This is a genomic window from Litoribacillus peritrichatus (genome assembly GCF_039537985.1).
GTDB lineage: Bacteria > Pseudomonadota > Gammaproteobacteria > Pseudomonadales > Litoribrevibacteraceae > Litoribacillus > Litoribacillus peritrichatus.
Map to the genome: position 1 here is coordinate 41,287 of NZ_BAABBN010000012.1, position 16,677 is coordinate 57,963.

General features: G+C 45.5%; 12 protein-coding genes. 2 read left to right on the top strand and 10 right to left on the bottom strand.

The window, feature by feature from the left end:
• Nucleotides 1–23 precede the first annotated feature (23 nt).
• Nucleotides 24–962 (top strand): LysR family transcriptional regulator, encoded by a 939-nt coding sequence (locus ABD744_RS16635; RefSeq protein WP_344799677.1) that lies wholly within the window; start codon nucleotides 24–26, stop codon nucleotides 960–962.
• A gap of 140 nt (nucleotides 963–1,102) precedes the next feature.
• On the opposite strand, the gene ABD744_RS16640 is transcribed toward ABD744_RS16635, so the two are convergent.
• The 8 genes from ABD744_RS16640 to ABD744_RS16675 all read right to left on the bottom strand — a co-directional run bounded on the left by ABD744_RS16640 (nucleotide 1,103) and on the right by ABD744_RS16675 (nucleotide 13,439).
• Nucleotides 1,103–2,182 (bottom strand): lipase family protein, encoded by a 1,080-nt coding sequence (locus ABD744_RS16640; RefSeq protein WP_344799678.1) that lies wholly within the window; start codon nucleotides 2,180–2,182, stop codon nucleotides 1,103–1,105.
• Nucleotides 2,183–2,425: 243 nt separating this feature from the next.
• Nucleotides 2,426–2,947, bottom strand: coding sequence for a cupredoxin domain-containing protein (locus ABD744_RS16645; protein ID WP_344799679.1), 522 nt, complete (start codon nucleotides 2,945–2,947; stop codon nucleotides 2,426–2,428).
• 46 nt (nucleotides 2,948–2,993) lie between these two features.
• The gene (locus ABD744_RS16650) at nucleotides 2,994–6,113 is read right to left on the bottom strand and encodes an efflux RND transporter permease subunit (protein ID WP_344799680.1); all 3,120 of its coding nucleotides are present in this window, start codon (nucleotides 6,111–6,113) and stop codon (nucleotides 2,994–2,996) included.
• A complete protein-coding gene (locus ABD744_RS16655; protein ID WP_344799681.1) occupies nucleotides 6,110–7,720 on the bottom strand; it encodes an efflux RND transporter periplasmic adaptor subunit in 1,611 nt (536 codons plus the stop codon). Before ABD744_RS16655 ends, ABD744_RS16650 begins: the two co-directional genes overlap by 4 nt.
• 15 nt (nucleotides 7,721–7,735) lie before the next feature.
• Nucleotides 7,736–9,112, bottom strand: coding sequence for a TolC family protein (locus tag ABD744_RS16660; RefSeq protein WP_344799682.1), 1,377 nt, complete (start codon nucleotides 9,110–9,112; stop codon nucleotides 7,736–7,738).
• Between the two features lie 226 nt (nucleotides 9,113–9,338).
• Entirely contained in the window at nucleotides 9,339–9,596 is a 258-nt protein-coding gene (locus ABD744_RS16665) for a hypothetical protein (protein ID WP_344799683.1), read from the bottom strand.
• A 338-nt stretch (nucleotides 9,597–9,934) separates the two neighbouring features.
• Nucleotides 9,935–12,202: a choice-of-anchor I family protein gene (locus ABD744_RS16670; RefSeq protein WP_344799684.1), complete on the bottom strand. Its 2,268-nt coding sequence runs from the start codon at nucleotides 12,200–12,202 to the stop codon at nucleotides 9,935–9,937.
• A gap of 112 nt (nucleotides 12,203–12,314) precedes the next feature.
• Nucleotides 12,315–13,439, bottom strand: a complete 1,125-nt coding sequence (locus ABD744_RS16675) for a site-2 protease family protein (RefSeq protein ID WP_344799685.1) — start codon at nucleotides 13,437–13,439, stop codon at nucleotides 12,315–12,317.
• Nucleotides 13,440–13,603: 164 nt separating this feature from the next.
• Here ABD744_RS16675 and ABD744_RS16680 point away from each other — a divergent pair, with 164 nt between their 5' ends.
• Nucleotides 13,604–14,371, top strand: coding sequence for a TlyA family RNA methyltransferase (locus ABD744_RS16680; RefSeq protein WP_344799686.1), 768 nt, complete (start codon nucleotides 13,604–13,606; stop codon nucleotides 14,369–14,371).
• A gap of 82 nt (nucleotides 14,372–14,453) precedes the next feature.
• Here ABD744_RS16680 and ABD744_RS16685 read toward each other — a convergent pair whose 3' ends face one another.
• A complete protein-coding gene (locus ABD744_RS16685; protein WP_344799687.1) occupies nucleotides 14,454–15,386 on the bottom strand; it encodes a restriction endonuclease in 933 nt (310 codons plus the stop codon).
• A gap of 222 nt (nucleotides 15,387–15,608) precedes the next feature.
• Nucleotides 15,609–15,992, bottom strand: a complete 384-nt coding sequence (locus tag ABD744_RS16690; protein ID WP_344799688.1) for a hypothetical protein — start codon at nucleotides 15,990–15,992, stop codon at nucleotides 15,609–15,611.
• Nucleotides 15,993–16,677 lie beyond the last annotated feature (685 nt).

Genomic DNA, 16,677 nt, shown 5'->3' on the forward strand with positions numbered 1-16,677 from the left:
GCCATCATAAAAGGCCTGATTCCATGCTTAATTTTATTCGGGTGTTCATTAAGGTTACAGAAGCGGGCAGTTTTTCCAAAGCAGGTGAAGTGCTCAATATGGCTCCTTCTTCTGTCGCCAGAAACATTGATAATTTAGAGCAAGAACTGAATGTAACCTTGTTTAAGCGAAGTACACGCAAGTTGGTGCTCACAGAAGAAGGGCAACAGTTTTTAGGGGGCGCGGAAAAACTTCTGTTCGATGCCGACGAATTAAAAGCATCAATGAATCAAGTAAACCAAGCGCCTGAAGGCGTATTAAGAATTTCCGCCTTTGAGAGTTTCGGCAGGCTTGTAGTATCGCCCCTGCTTCCAGAGTTTTTGGCTCGATACCCAGGCATTAAAGTCGAGATCAATCTGGACAATCAACTGGTGGATCTCAGCAGAGACAACGTAGACTTAGGAATCCGGGTAGGCCAACCGGTTGACTCATCCCTTCGCGCAAGAAAGTTACTCAAAAATAAAACCTGGATCTGCGCATCTCCCGAATATTTCGAACGTCATCCACGCCCGGAAACACCCGAAGATTTAAAAGACCACAACTGTTTTATTCTTTGTCAGGACAGGCAGAGATATTACTGGCATTTCAAACGGAATAAAGAAACGGCCAAAATACAAATCCAGGGCAACTTGTCATCCAAAGGAGGCACACCGTTACTGGAAGCAGCCATTCACGGAGGAGGCATTGTACAAATGTCACAATGGATGCTGCTCGACTACGTCATCGACGGAAAGTTAGAAATCTGTTTACCCGACTGGCAATCCAGTCTTCAGGAAGGGTCTAATGGCGAGGTGTATGCGGTTTATCTCGGTAACAAATACATGCGCCCTGCCGTACGGGTGTTTATTGATTATTTGGTTGAAAAGCTACAACAACGCTTACGCGAACTCGATGAAACCTATGGCCATCGCTTTCCAAAATAACAGACACAGAAACAAGACCTCTTGAAAACCAACTCTGCTTTACAATAAAGGGAACAAAATAGCCTTTTGCTCCCTTTTAAACGTTACTTCCTAGCAGGCCTGTTGATTTTCGTTATCGAGGCAGAACTAACAAGGCAAAATCAGGCAGAAACCTCTACGCCTTTAGGATCATGAAAACACGGCAGCACATCTTTCAGAATCGGAAAATATTTCACCGGGTCCAGCACGCCTTCTAAACCCAGTAAAATTGGGTACGCCACCACATGCTGATAAATAGTCTGTTGGAAATAGGTTTTACACGGTTCGGATAAAGTCCCGGGCAAGAGCGGAGTACTGGCCTGAGGCTGTGTGTAATCCGTCAACAAGGAAGCCAGTTTGGCCTGAAATATAAATAAATCGAAAAACCAGTTAGGCTTGGCAACGGGTTTGAAAATATCCGGCCAGGTTTTAACTGTTTCATTACTCCATGCATTGGGCACCAAATCCAATGAATTACCAAAACGATTCATCGTCTTTTTATCGAGGAGTTTATCAGAGTACTCCGCAAAAGCCCTGTTGCCCGCCGTTGCACCTGCAAACGCTTTAACGGTAATTTTGGCTTTGCCGGTCGGGTCCCAGCGCTCTTTCACAGGAATGTCCTGATTCCCGGAGCATTGTTTTAAGAACAAACCATAAGTGGCAGACAACGTGCCGCCCAGACTGTGCCCTGTCACGTAAACCTCAAGCGGTTTATTCTGCGTTTCAGACTGAATTCGCAAGAACTGTAACATGGTCGTTCCTGCACCAGGCACACCGGACGGAGCCTCCAGCTTTTTGACTTTTCTCATGGCCAGATTTGTACCGTGGGATATTTTTGCACCTGGAATTCTTTTATTGCCAAGCATCCAAGGGTCTTTGCGGAACACAAAAAAATCTTCATCAATCCAGTTGGATAATGACACCGGATTCGTCCCCCGAAATACAACAGCAAAACAATTCGGTTTTTCGATGTGCTGAACAATGTACGCCATGTTGTCATCAAAAATTGATAAAAACAGCTCACTCACGGCAGGCCCCCAAACCAAACGCCACTTATTTGCGGTCGGTAACTCCAGAGCCAAGTCTTCGACAATTTTTGGCGCAATTTTTCTGGCATTGTGTTTATCACTTCCCGCCAGACAATAGCCTGTGTAAGAGATGTAGGACAGCGTCAGCATTTGCTGATCGATGTTGAATTTCATGGTAATTCCTCGCGTTATGATCCCAGGCGTTTACCCCACTTACAACATTTCTAACAGGGCCTTTAGGCATGGATGTTTTCTGAACAGAAGACCAGAGAATATGCTTGAAAACAGCAAAGGCATACACGAAGACAACCCAACGAAGCGTTGTCTTACAATATTTTCAGCGTTATAGGTAAATCGAGAAACACGACCAAGAGTCGAAGCGGTAAAAAACCACTTCGACGATAAAAATGCACGCCTTTATTTGATTTGAGCTTTGTAGGACATACCTGCTTCATAATGGCCTGGAATGTTACACGCAAATAATGCCTCACCATCCCCGGCAAACTTCCAGATCAGGGTTTCCGTTTCACCAGGTTTGACGGATATAGTGCTGCCATCTTCATGCTGCATATCAGGCATTTTCTTCATCATTTCACGGTGGGCATGTTGTTCCTTCTCATCACCAATGGACAATTCATGCGTAATTTTTCCTTGATTGGTCACCACGAATTTCACCACATCGCCAGCCTTGATATCGGGTTCCGTCTTGAACTGATAACGCATTGTATCTAACGTGATCACCTCAATAACTTTGTTCACTTCCGACTCTTTACCTGGCCCTCCTACCGGGCTGTTCATGGTCATCATAGACGAGTGATGACCACCATTATGATTCATCTGATGATGTTCATGCCCACCGTTATGAGTACCCGCTGCAAGCACTGCTCCGGAGAACATACCCGCTACCATCATAAATCCAAATTTATTAACAACATTCATTTTATTTACCCTTTCAATCTCTATTTCTATTTCTATGAAAATCACGTTATTTAATCGTTCGCTTACGCCATAAGAAATACACTACAGGCAACACCAAAAGTGTGAGGATTACGGCACTGACCATTCCACCGACCATAGGCGCAGCAATACGACTCATCACTTCCGAGCCAGTACCGGTGCCATACAAAATGGGTAACAACCCGACAATGATTGCAGACGCCGTCATCATCACCGGCCGTACTCGTACGCCCGCGCCATGAATAACGGCATTTCGCAAAGCTGATACGGTAGGCTTTCCGCCCGCTTGCTCAACATCCGTCAACATTTGTTGATAGGACTGATTCAGATACACCAACATGATGACGCCAATTTCAACAGCAACCCCCGCTAAAGCAATAAAGCCAACCCCCACGGCGACAGAGAAGTTGAACCCTTGCAGATACATCAACCAGATGCTGCCGACCATCGCCAATGGCAAGGTGCCCATAATGATCGCCACTTCGACAAAATTACGAAAATTCAAGAACAACAAGATGATGATAATGGCCAACGTTAAAGGGACAACGTAAGTAAGCTTTTCCTTTGCACGCTCCATGTATTCGTATTGGCCAGACCAAGAGACAGAGTAACCCGGTGGCAAATCCAACCTGTCATTGACGACTTGCTTGGCATCCACCACATAGCTGCCTACATCCACACCTTCGATGTCAATGAACGTCCAGCCATTGATGCGTGCATTCTCACTTTTAATTCCTGGTGGCCCATCTTCAATGGATATTCGGGCTACATCCCCCAAGGGTATTCTTTGTCCATTCGATGTAATTATGGGCAACAGCGCCAGTTGCTCCGGCGAATCACGATACGCTTGCGGGTATCTTAAATTAATCGGATAACGTTCCAGTCCTTCCACCGACTGAGAAACATTCATACCGCCAATTGCAGTGGAAACCACTTGCTGAACATCCGCGATGTTCAAACCATATCGAGCAGCCTTTTCACGTTGGATATCCACTTTAATGTAACGACCACCAGCCACACGCTCAGAATAAACGGATGTAGTGCCGGGTACGTCCTTTAATATGCCTTCCAGTTGCAATCCGATGTCCTGAATCACAGAAATTTCAGGACCGGCTATCTTTATTCCCACTGGGGTTTTAATGCCTGTTGCCAACATATCGATACGCGTTTTAATTGGCATTACCCAGGCATTGGTTAACCCCGGAAATTTAACCAAGCTGTCCAACTCTTTTTTGAGTGACTCAGAGGTCACCCCTTCGCGCCACTGATCTCTGGGTTTGAGCTGAATAAACGTTTCTATCATAGTGAGTGGCGCAGGGTCGGTGGCTGTCTCCGCACGTCCAACCTTACCGAACACCGTTTCCACTTCAGGGACGGTTCTGATCAGTTTGTCCGTCTGTTGCAGCAGCTCACGCGCCTTACCGATTGAAATGCCCGGATAAGTGGTGGGCATATACATCAGATCCCCTTCATCCAACGAAGGAATAAACTCACTGCCAATTTTGTCCACGGGCCAAATCCCGACCCACAAAATGGCCAGAGCAGCCAGTAACGTAGTTTTAGGAAACCTCAGCACAGTTTTTAAAACCGGAATATAGCCAGCCGTTAATAAACGGTTGATTGGGTTCTTATGCTCAGGCATCACCTTGCCACGAATAAAGTAGCCCATAAGTACAGGCACCAAAGTAATGGCTAAGGCCGCAGCCGCTGCCATGGCATAGGTTTTGGTAAACGCCAACGGCGCAAACATTCGACCTTCCTGTGCTTCCAATGTAAACACAGGCACAAAACTGACCGTAATAATCAGCAGACTAAAGAATAAAGCAGGCCCGACCTCACTGGCCGACTCTGCAACAACCTGCCATCGATTCTCTTTAGTCAGAGGCGTTCGCTCCATGTGCTTATGCATGTTTTCGATCATAACAATGGCACCATCAATCATGGCGCCAATGGCAATGGCAATGCCCCCCAAAGACATAATATTGGCGTTGATCCCTTGGATATTCATGACAATAAAGGCGGTCAGAATACCAATCGGTAAACTGAGAATGGCCACTAATGAAGACCGAACATGAAATAAGAACACCATACACACCAAGGCAACCACCAGAAACTCTTCAAACAACTTGGTCCAGAGGTTTTCAACGGCCCTTTCAATTAGCCCTGATCGGTCATAGACGGTGACAACCTCAACACCATCCGGCAAACCTTTCTTGAGGGCTTCCAGCTTGGCTTTCACCCCATCAATGGTTTTTTGGGCATTTTCACCAAAGCGCATCACGACAATTCCACCCACGGTTTCTCCTTCACCGTTCAGCTCGACAATGCCCCTGCGCATTTGAGGGCCAAGTCCTATGTCTGCCACGTCTTTTAATAACAACGGGGTGCCATTCTGATTCATGCCCAAAGGAATGTTCTGAAGGTCTTCCTCGCCTTTGATGTAGCCCGTTGCCGTCACCATGTACTCGGCTTCGGCCATTTCCACCACCGAGGCGCCCACTTCCTGGTTTCCTCGTTTGATTGCCATTTGAATATGAGAAAGAGGAATATCAAACGCCCTAAGTTTGTCCGGGTTCACCCGAACCTGATATTGCTTGACCATCCCTCCCACAGCAGCAACTTCCGATACTCCCGGAACGGTTTGAAGTTCATACTTTAAATACCAATCCTGAATGGATCGAAGCTGGCTAATATCGTTCTGGCCCGTCTTATCCACCAGCGCATACAAATACACCCAGCCAACCCCGGTAGCATCTGGCCCTAACTGAGGTTTCGCATTAGCAGGCAGGTTAGAAGCCACCTGGCTTAAATACTCCAAAACCCGGCTTCGCGCCCAATACAGGTCGGTATCTTCATCAAAAATCACGTAAACGTAGGAATCCCCAAAAAATGAATAGCCACGAACCGTTACCGCACCGGGCACCGACAACATGGCGGTGGTCAACGGATAGGTAACCTGATCTTCAACCACCTGCGGTGCCTGCCCCGGATAGCTGGTTTTGATGATGACCTGAACATCCGATAAATCCGGGATAGCATCAACCGGAGTGTTCTTCAGGGAGTACAAGCCGACCCCCGCCAGAATCAGCGTGGCCAGCAAGACAAATAAACGATTATGAACCGACCAGCGGATGACGGATTCAATCATTGCATGCCTCCTGACGACTCTGTTGACTGCTCTGTGGCATTCATACTGCCCATGTCCGAGTCAGGAATGTGAACCTGATTAATTTCAAAGCTATGATCCGGATATTTATTAATTTCGATATGAACCGTCATGCCTTCTTTCAGTTGGCTGACATCCACGCTCGGCACTACTGGAAAGTCCATATACATTTCAGGCCAGCTCCAGCTTTCAATCGGCTCATGTGTGACACCAACCATCGCTCGCATGCCTTCCATAGGCAACATAACGCTTTCAATTCTGGCCTCTACCCAGGCACGTTCTAAACCAGCACGTTCTAAACCAGAACTTTCTGCAGCCATGTCATTGGATTCGTCCGAATCACTGGTTTGGCTAAATTCCATGCGTTTAAAGTCAGACGTTTTGCTGGATTCAGAGTCAATCAGGAATTGCGCCGAAGTCACCACCCTTTCGCCTTCATTCAAACCATTCAGAATCACGATCCCCTGATCATCAAGCTGTCCCAGTTTCACTTCAATGGACTTGAAATAACCATCATCCAACGCAAGTACCACACGGTTTTGGGTTCCGGTTCTGATGACCGCTTCCCTCGGAATCACCAACGCCTCATCGGCAGATTCTGAATGGATAATCACCTGAGCAAACATGTTCGGTTTTAAAACACCTTCTTCATTTGCAAAACGCATTCTTACTTTGACGGTGCGTGTTTTTGGATCAAGCGTTGGGTACACGTAATCCACAGTTCCGGTCCATTCTCTGCCAGGAAGATAATCCAGCGTCATACTCACTTCTTTGTCTGGTGCAACCATTGCTGCCTGGCGCTCAAAGACCTCGGCTTCGACCCACACCTCTTCCAGGCTGCCAATGGACATCACCTGAGTGCCTGGCTTCACATAAAAACCTTCACGGATATTCAGGTTATCAACCACCCCATTTTGAGGCGCGTAAAAAGTGACAGTTTGCAGAACTTTCCGAGTCTTAATTAGCTTCTTTATCGCGGACTCAGGCATCTGCAATGCCTTCAGGCGGTCTTTAGCGGCTTGAATCAAACGCTGATTGTTACGACTCAGCGCAAGTACCATTTCTTCCTGTGCATTCACTAATGTAGGGGAATAGATGGAATACATGGCCTGACCCTTCTTAACCGGCTCGCCTTCTGCTTTGATCAACAGCTTGTCAATCCACCCTTCTACCCTTGGGTGAACATGAACCAGCTGCTCTTCGTTATACTGAACGTAGCCAACCGTTTTTATGGCCGTATGCAAAGTGCTCTTTTTAACGAGCGCCGTGCGCACCCCGAGATTATTAATTACATCGGGCTTAACCCGAATGGTTCCCGGCCCCTCGTCCACGCTCCCTTGTTCTTCGGCATAAACCGGAATCAACTCCATGCCCATAGGCGATAACCCAGGCTCATCACGCCGATAATTGGCATCCATAGGCGCAACCCAATACAAAGGCTCAGGTTCTGCGGCTGGTTCCATACTCATGGCGCCCGATTGAGGCTCATCTTTTTCCTGAAGATAAATGGCGGGTATGAAGTTCACTGCCAATGCACCAGCAATCGCGCCTACAAAAATCAATACAGGGTAGGTAAATTTGTTATTCATATGTGTGTTCTCTTCCTAGTGCAAATGCTGGTATGAATCGGTGTTATTACTGTCGTTTATGGTGCTAATCTGGGGGCGGTTCCCTGCGTGGTAGTAATCCAGTCGGGCCAGTAATATCCGCTGCTCAACATCAATTTTCAGGGCGTCCAATTTTGTATTCAGCTCAGCAATCCTGGCTCGCATCACTTCGGCGAACCCTCCCGTATTTGAGGTGTACGCGTTTAACACGGCTTCTGCCTGTTCCTGCATTTGAGGCAAAAGTGCACTGTCATACAGTTTTTTTCGATCATCCAACAGCTTCAACTGGGATGCCGTACCAAGGTACATACCCCGCATTTTTCTGATTTGCAGAATCCTGTCCGTCTTAATGGATTCACTGCGATAGGTTGCGGCACGAACCTGATTGTCCTGCCGGTTCTCAGTGAACAAAGGCACGTCAAAGGTAACCCCCACAGAAAAGAGGTCTGAACGATCACTGCCTGCCGGAGTGTCATCTCGATAGCCGTAACTGGCATTGACGCCCCACTGAGGTTTATAGGATTGTTCAGCCAATTCAATGCCGGTTTCTGATGCTTCAATCTGTTTATCTATCACCAACACCGCAGGATGCTTCGACAAAATTTCCAGTAACGCTTGTTCAGAGTAATGGCCAGTAATCACCTCAAAACGTTCATTTTGAGTACTGTTCTGAATGGACGGCAATTGCCCGACAGGCCGCATAATGAATTCGTAAGGCAGCCATTCCGCCAACCGATTTTTGAATTGCTCTGACCGTTGTCGCAGAACATGCAGTCTGTCATTCAACCGGGTCAGCTCCAGTTGAGCCCTGACCACATCCTGCTGTTGAGTCCGAGCGGACAAACTGGAGTAAGAAGACTCAGCCACATCCACCAACTGCTCAAATAACGCCCGATCTTGCTCGATCAGCTCAATTGACCTCTCAGCCTGATAACTGTTTAACCAGTTTTCCGTCACTTTCAGCATCACCTGAGCTTTTCGGTTTTTCCACATGAACGGATGCTGTTCACTGGTTTGTTTGATTTGCTGCTGCTTGAGAGACAAGCTGTCGCCACGGGGGAACATTTGAGAGACCCCCAGCTTTAATTGCGTCATGTTTTCCTGAGCAAAATCAAAACTGTCCGAAGGTAAATTCGCCATTGAAACCGATATGGTGGGATCAGGGAGCGTGCCAGCGGCAAGGCTTTCCGCTTCTTGCGAGATATGAAGCTTTTGGCTTCTGGTAAGCCAATCATCATGGCTGATGGCGTACTCTATCGCGTGCTCTAATGACAGCACCTGAATGGAATGATTTTCTTTAGCATGACCGGATGAAATCACCGACAAGCCCAAAGCCAATCCACCCAAGTGATTCAATGTAATACGGTTTTTCATGAACTTACCCTAATAAATCCTGACCAAAATGCAGATTGGTCGTAAACTGAACGCTCAACTTCGATCGATTTAAAACAGGGTAAGTCTAAAACAGAGACACAACTATCAGGCTCAACTATCAAGCTCAAATATCAGGCTCAAAATACATTGGGTTCAAAGTACATTGGCGTGATGCTGTTTAATTAAGAGAAAGCAGGCCTAAAGTAAGACGGACTTATCCTGTCTTTTAGGCGATCGGAGGCCGATAGGGAGAGCCAGGGTAGTTACGAGGAACATCGGAAGTCAGTGACATTCCCACGTCAAAGGCACGGTGTGAATATTTAGAAAGATAATGGTTTGTCATGATGCCGGACACACCACAACCACTCATGGGACAAGTACAACCTTTAACACAACAGTCATCGTCCATTAGGGATTGGTTCATGGCTTGATGTTCGGAATCGGAATTACCCGACATTGACATAGCCATTGAACCTGACGACATATTTTCCATCATAGAACACGCTGTTTTATCCATCACAACGGCATAAGAAGCTGATTGCCCGACTAAGGCAAAAATCAGCAAAATTATGCTTAAGATGTGAGTAAATTTTGTCCGCACTGGAAATATCTCGTGTTCAGATTAACCATAGGATATCGAAAGCGACAAAAAGTTCAATCAGGAAGTGAAAATAATACAAAACTGAACGGCCGTAAAAAAGCCGCAATCAAGGATTGCGGCATAAAGCTCCAAGTAAAATGCCCTTGGATTTTTAACGACATGTATCGGGTGCATCCTGACTTTCAGACACAGCCCTTTTTTATTAAATCGTCAAACCCAGTTTATTTAACTTCATAGACCGTAGTTGAACCTGAAACCTCATTACCAACAATCAATAAGCCGTTATTGGTTGGGCTGTCTTCAGCGGCAACAAACTTCATGCCTTCAGGCGCAAGATCACCCGCTTCCGCCAGGTTCTCTTCGATGTCTACTTCGAAGTCACGATTGATGGTGTACTGAACAAACTTTGGCGCACTTGGCTGAGTGATGTCATACATCATAATTCCGCCAACACGCTCCAGGCCGATAAACGCATAGGTTTTATTCCCCACAGACCCAACGGCCAACGCTTCCGGCTCTGGGCCTTTATCGTCTGAACGATCATCAAAGTCATTTTCATCGTTGGTGGAGTTAAAGCCCGCAGTGCTCAGCGCTTGCGCTGTGATTTGCTCAAAGTCATCACCCGAGTCAAACACCAATGCGCCAGTGGCGGCATTAAAGATACTGAATGAACGAGTTCCAAAAGAGTAAAGGTTTTCTAACGAACCATTGGCATCCGTATCACCTTCCGTTGAAAGTACTTTCAGACGACCAAGATTTGCTTGATCCGCAATCGTTTCATCAGTGAAAACCGCTTCATTCAATGAAAGATCCAGATCCTCAAGGTCTTTCACTCGTACTTCATCAATCCATGACAAACAACCATCGTCTTCGTCGTAATCAAGACCACCCGCAGCCGTGCATGCGTCCTCATTCTCTACCTCAAAGAAATATTCACGGGAATCGCCTTCATTGGCCGTAACCACGTAGTTCACGCCGTTCTGAGAAAAACTCGCAATGGTGTCCGGCATGTACAAACCACGAAGATTTGCATAGGTTTTGATGTTGATCCCATTGTTCAGCGCTGTGCAGTCGCCTTCTTGAATGTCTCCTGCATCACAATCGTCTTTGTTGCTGGCATCCAAACCATTGCCTTCAACACTGTGATCTTTATAACCCAGGCCAAAAATACGACTGACTGACCCGGCTTCCAAATCAATCACAGCAACGGCGTTGTTTTCCTGAAGAGAAACAAAGGCTTGGGTATTATCAGCAGAAAACGCCACATATTCAGGCTCTAAATCCTGTGCAACGGACGCTTGCGGATGAGAAATACGAACAGAAGCAGGCAGCTCATCAGAACGGGCAGCCCCTGAGTTGAATGCAGTAAACATAACCTGATTCGCTTGGTCGGCCGGAACACCGTTGGTAACAGGAATAACACTCACACTGCCTTCCGGGTCAACAGTATAATCTTTCGAAGGTTCACCTTCATTGGCAGCGACCACCCACTTCCCGTCCGAAGAAATCTGAACGTTGTCCGGTAAGGCGCCTGCTGTGACCGACTTCAGGAAAGTAGCAGCCCCCTCTTCATTCAGGGTATAAAACGCAATCACACCGGCCTGCTGCTTATTGTCGTTTTCTACGGCAACGGCCATTAAATTCCCCTGAACCGCAACTGAATTAATTCCCCCGGAGGCAAAAGTTTCCGTATTGACATCAGCCGCTATATTCAGCTGAGACCGGGCGGTCATGTTAGACGCGGATAAGGGGTTAGCCAGCTCATTGCTGGTTAATGTGCTTGCGTTAAGAATGTCAACGCGACTGGCTGCCGCATTAATAACCATGATACTTTCACTTGCTTTATGGTAAGCAACAATCTCGGACATCCCCTCATCAAGCAGCTGGTTTTCTGCAAAACGTCCAATCAAAGTCAGGGATGCCGTAGTATTGACTTCATTTAATGTTTGTTCGAGATGCTTCGCTGCCTGATCGGCAGACACAAGGTTTGGCGCCAAAGCCGCCACTTCCGCTTCAAAGGTTTGAGTGTCTGCCCAGTCCGTCACCGCCAGACCTGCCGCTGCGGCGTGCGATGCCTCAGTAATGGTGATGCCATTTTCCGGGTTAGAGTCTGAATCCAGCGTCTGCAGCAAACGCGCAATGTTATTTGCAGCCGCATCGTAAGGATTCTCTGAATTGGTCATGGACAATGGCGTCACAGTACCCGTTGCGATAACAGCAGGAAGTACCAAATCACCAATAGAAAATCTGACCGTATCCCCTGCGACATAGTTGTATTCGCCATCCGCATTCGTGGCACCACTCTGGGTTGCCGTCGCATAATTAATACCTTGAACCGCCGAATCTAAAAATGCACCCGTTTGTACTCTTGGTTCACTCGAAGAGCCACTGTCATTATCGCTGCACCCCACCAACAGTGCAGACCCAAAACCCATCGCCAAAGCCACAGGGCTCAACTTCCAAACACCTTTCATCGTATTACGAGCCATTTTCATCTCCAAAAATTACAACCAAAATCACGGGTGTAGTTTTTACGTTACGAAGATGTCAGTTCGGAGTCAGAAACAAGACAAAAAGATGACAAGAAAGGTGCAACCCGAATTAACTCCCCAAAATTTTCATGGGTAAACTAAGAATAGGATTCTGTGAATCAGCAAAACTAAAGATCACCAGAATATGGCCCGCCGACACCAGAAAATACCAAACTGCCGAGAATACCTGTCCATAAGTATCCAGCGGTACTAAGTGCGAGTACTGTCGTTGTCGCCATTCAAAAACAATTTCCAGCGCACCCACAATCAAAAAGAATACCAGCAGAGCCAAGCCAAAGGTATAAGATATCCATAACCCCAAACCAATGCCCGCCATACATACGGAAAGACCCACCCAGGAACGCATGGAAAAACTGATACTTTTTAAAACGTGACCACCATCCAATGGCAAAATCGGCAATAAATTAAACAGATTTAACAGTGAACCAAGCACCGCAGCACCGGCAAATAATTCTAGATCGGTTATGACGTACAATAACCAGCAGCCCAACGACATGATTAAGCCAAAACACGGTCCCATGATGGATATCACTACATCCTGCCATCGGGTGTTCACTTTATCGTCTGAGACCGCCAAACCACCCACAAACGGAATCAGATAAATGCCCTTGGTCTTAATGCCAAAATATTGCATGGCTCTGACATGACCGTATTCGTGAGCCACCAAACAAGCGATTAACACCAGCGCAAATTCAATGGAGAATAACCACGCATAGCCCGCAACTGAAGCCCCGGCCAACACCGCTTTCACCACCTTCGCGCTTTTTAATAATTTAAACGCCAGCGCTGCAAGCCCAATGAGGTTGGTGTGTTTTTTGGCTTTAACCAGGTGGCCGTCTCTTGGCAGCGGGCACTGACCACTTTCTTGTTGCCGCTCCCCCACCCATAGCTGATAGCTGAGGTTGTTGTCTTGCGCTTGTAAATTCAAGCTGATCGATACCGTCGTATCGGCTTGGTCTGCCGCATGAAGCTGTAACTGAAAACGGTGCACAATTTCACTGATTTGTACGCTTGCCAGTTCTGCGCAACTCACCAGTTGCTCGCCCCAGTAAAGGCGTTGCACCGCTTCGCTGTCCGTGATCAAACGTAATGGTTTGCCCATTAACTCCAAGGTTAATAGCTCAATTGATTCCCGGTTGGCCGCATCGACGGCATTTTCATCTAAATCAGACAATGGATAAGACTCTCATAGTAAAAAATGACGCAAGTGTACCTGAAATCAATTTTAAACGGCTAAGGAAAATACCAAGGAAGATTCCAACCCCACAATTTGGTATGATTCCGGGCCATAACAATTTCAGCCCGCTGATTCAGATTCACCATTAAGTACCCGCTAAAATGAAACGAATTGATGTCCTTCTTGTGGATTTAAACCACGCAACCTCCAGAACCCACGCCCAAAAGTTAATCAGCTCAGGCCGGGTGAAAGTGCAATTTGGCACGCAATGGAAAGTCATTACCAAACCCAGTTTCAAATTAGACGGTTCAGAACCCTTAGAGATCGAAAGCCACGAAGAAGACAAGTACGCCTCCCGTGGCGGCTTAAAACTCGAAGGGGCGTTAAAAGACAACGGCATCGATGTGACGAATATGATCGGCCTGGATGTGGGCTGCTCCACCGGCGGGTTCACCGACTGCCTGCTTCAAGCCGGTGCAAAGCACGTAGTAGGTGTTGAAGTCGGTCACGACCAGTTAGTTCAAAAACTACGAAATGACTCACGAGTCACACTGTACGAAGGCATAAACGCGCGTGAACTCGACCCGGCCTTGGTATTACCGCATACCGATGACAATGAAGGCTTTGATATTGTGGTGATGGATGTCTCATTCATCTCACAAACCAAAATTCTTCCAGCACTCGCCCCCGTCATGAAAACCGGTGGGCACCTCGTTTCTTTGGTAAAACCGCAATTTGAAGTGGGTAAAGAAGGCATTGGCAAAGGCGGTATTGTGAAAGACCCTGCCCTGTACAAAAAGGTTGAAAAAGACATTCGCGAAATGTGTTCAAACCTTGGGATGACCGTAAAAAACTATACGGAAAGCCCTATCAAAGGCGGTGATGGTAATCGTGAGTTTTTGATTTGGGCGGTGAAAGAGGGTTCTTAGGTTAGATCAATACGGCTGCGCGCAACCTATCTGTATTATATATGTTTCTCAATATTACTACTAAGTGTGTCTAAGCATACACCTATACCTCGACAGCAATGAAGTCTTCTAATTTCATTTCAGCGAACTTGACTTCGGGCTTTGAAGAAATCATAAGTACTATTCCTTTTGAGGAATCTATGTCCTCTTTAGTTATCTCTGTCATGCTTTCCTCATATTTAGATAATTCAGCTCGATCTAGGAATAGGTGGAATGCATTCTCTTTTCCACAAAACTGTAAAAGTTGTGTTTTTTTGATTTTATCTAAAGTAGTTTTAAAATATCTTCTTTTCCATGCCAAAGTGAATGTTAATTCGCCAATATCTCTAGTTTCTATTTCGTCTTCCTTTGATGTGAAATCCATACAATAAGGAGGAGCGATTTCTTTAAACGTGATAACTCCACACTCTCCTTCTGATGGTAGATTTATATCACCATTTTTCCATTTATCTTCAAAAAGACTAAACGCATCAATACCATTGTACATACGTATCGAAAATGACTCGCCAGGACGAATGTATACATTACTACATCTGGGGGAAAGCTTGGTGGGCATTACCTCCATCAAATATACTTCTATTAGAGTGTCAATATTCCAATCAGGATGACACGCTTCTTGCGCTGTACAGCACACAACCCCATTAGCAGCTGCTTTTTTTAGAGCGTTAGCTGTGAATCCGTTTTTTGCAATAAATATACTTTGCTTTACGTCAAAATCCTGTAGCTTTCCCACATAAGCATCTATGTAAAAGATGTCAATTGGTCTACCATAATCTTTACATTCAACAACTACTGAAACCTTATAGTCTTCATATACATTTGAAACTACTACATCAAACTGCCTTTCACCAAATTCACTTTCGAGTTTGACATCTCTATCAATTACGGCGCTTACATTATTTGAAAATATCTTTTTAAATATATCTTCAGCTAACTTTTCGTATTCTTTTCCATCACTACTCTTACGTTTGGCCATCAGTTTTTGCAACTTCCTTTGTTTGAAATCAAATTCCAATCTACTCAGACCCCAATGATTCAAAACATAGAAAGTAAACTCATAATAATTGCAAATTTCTTCATCGTTTATTAACTCTAAACGCCTTTGCCATTTGCTTCTTGGTTGTAGTAGAGTTTGGAGGTAATGTGGCTTAGTCCCCCAAAACGGAACGTAGAACAAAACGTCAAATGAACATAATTGTTAAACACTTTTCACTGTGTCTCTTTTTAAACTACACCATGCGCTTACTGCACCTGCAGCACCAACAAGACCACCAAAAATGATGGATAAAATAGCTTGTGTATTGTCAACTTTGTACAAATTTGGAGTCTCTCCATGAGCAGAGATCGTAGCTGCAACAAAAGAAAGATATGCTGGAATATAAAAGCCAATACCTGCAAAAATTATAAGCGAACAAGCAAGCGATGTGCGCTTAAAAATTGGGATTAGAGGGATTAGCAAAATAACACTAAACATGAACCCTAAAACCCAGAGAAACCCAGCCGCTATTAGCATACCGGCAATAAAATTCTTATCAATTTCAATCGAAGAAGCATCCCGAAATATCCCAATTAGAAAGAACATTACCACTACTGTAAAAGCGCAATATATAGATGCCTTGATCATATGTTTAATGAGGGCCTAATAATTAATAGACAACACATGTCATAACTAAAAACAAAACTCGTAATTTATCCTTTAAAAGCTACCGCCAGCCTCTTAAGTCCATATTTTTCATAAGATATCAAACCAACGAACTAATTGCCATGTCGAAAGCAATGGCTTTTATCTGATGCAGTTTCAACAAACCAATACCTACGACTGAAACTAAAAAGGCCTCCCTAAAGCCCCCCAAAAACTTTCATAAATTTATCAGTAACCCCAGAAATCTTGGAAAAATAGGAACAAATTGCAACTCCTCCCAGAAATCATCTGAAATGGAACCTGAGGCACCAGTTAACGCCAGAGCTCCCGCTACGGCTATGTGCATTAGAAGTGCATTAGGAATCAGTAGAGGCAGAGTAAGAAGCCAACAAACAGAACCAACACCAACACCAACACCAACACCAATTTCAATTCACTCTTAAATCATAACCAAAAAAAGGTTATACGCAGGTACTAATCAATCTCAACAAAATCATCGTCTTCAGAAGTATCACCATGCGTTTTTCGATAATTTTCAAATTCAATATCAACTTGCTTGTCACTTTCAGGCCAACCAGCATCAATTTGGTTCAAAACCTCTGTAGCTAAAGACCAACCGACAATT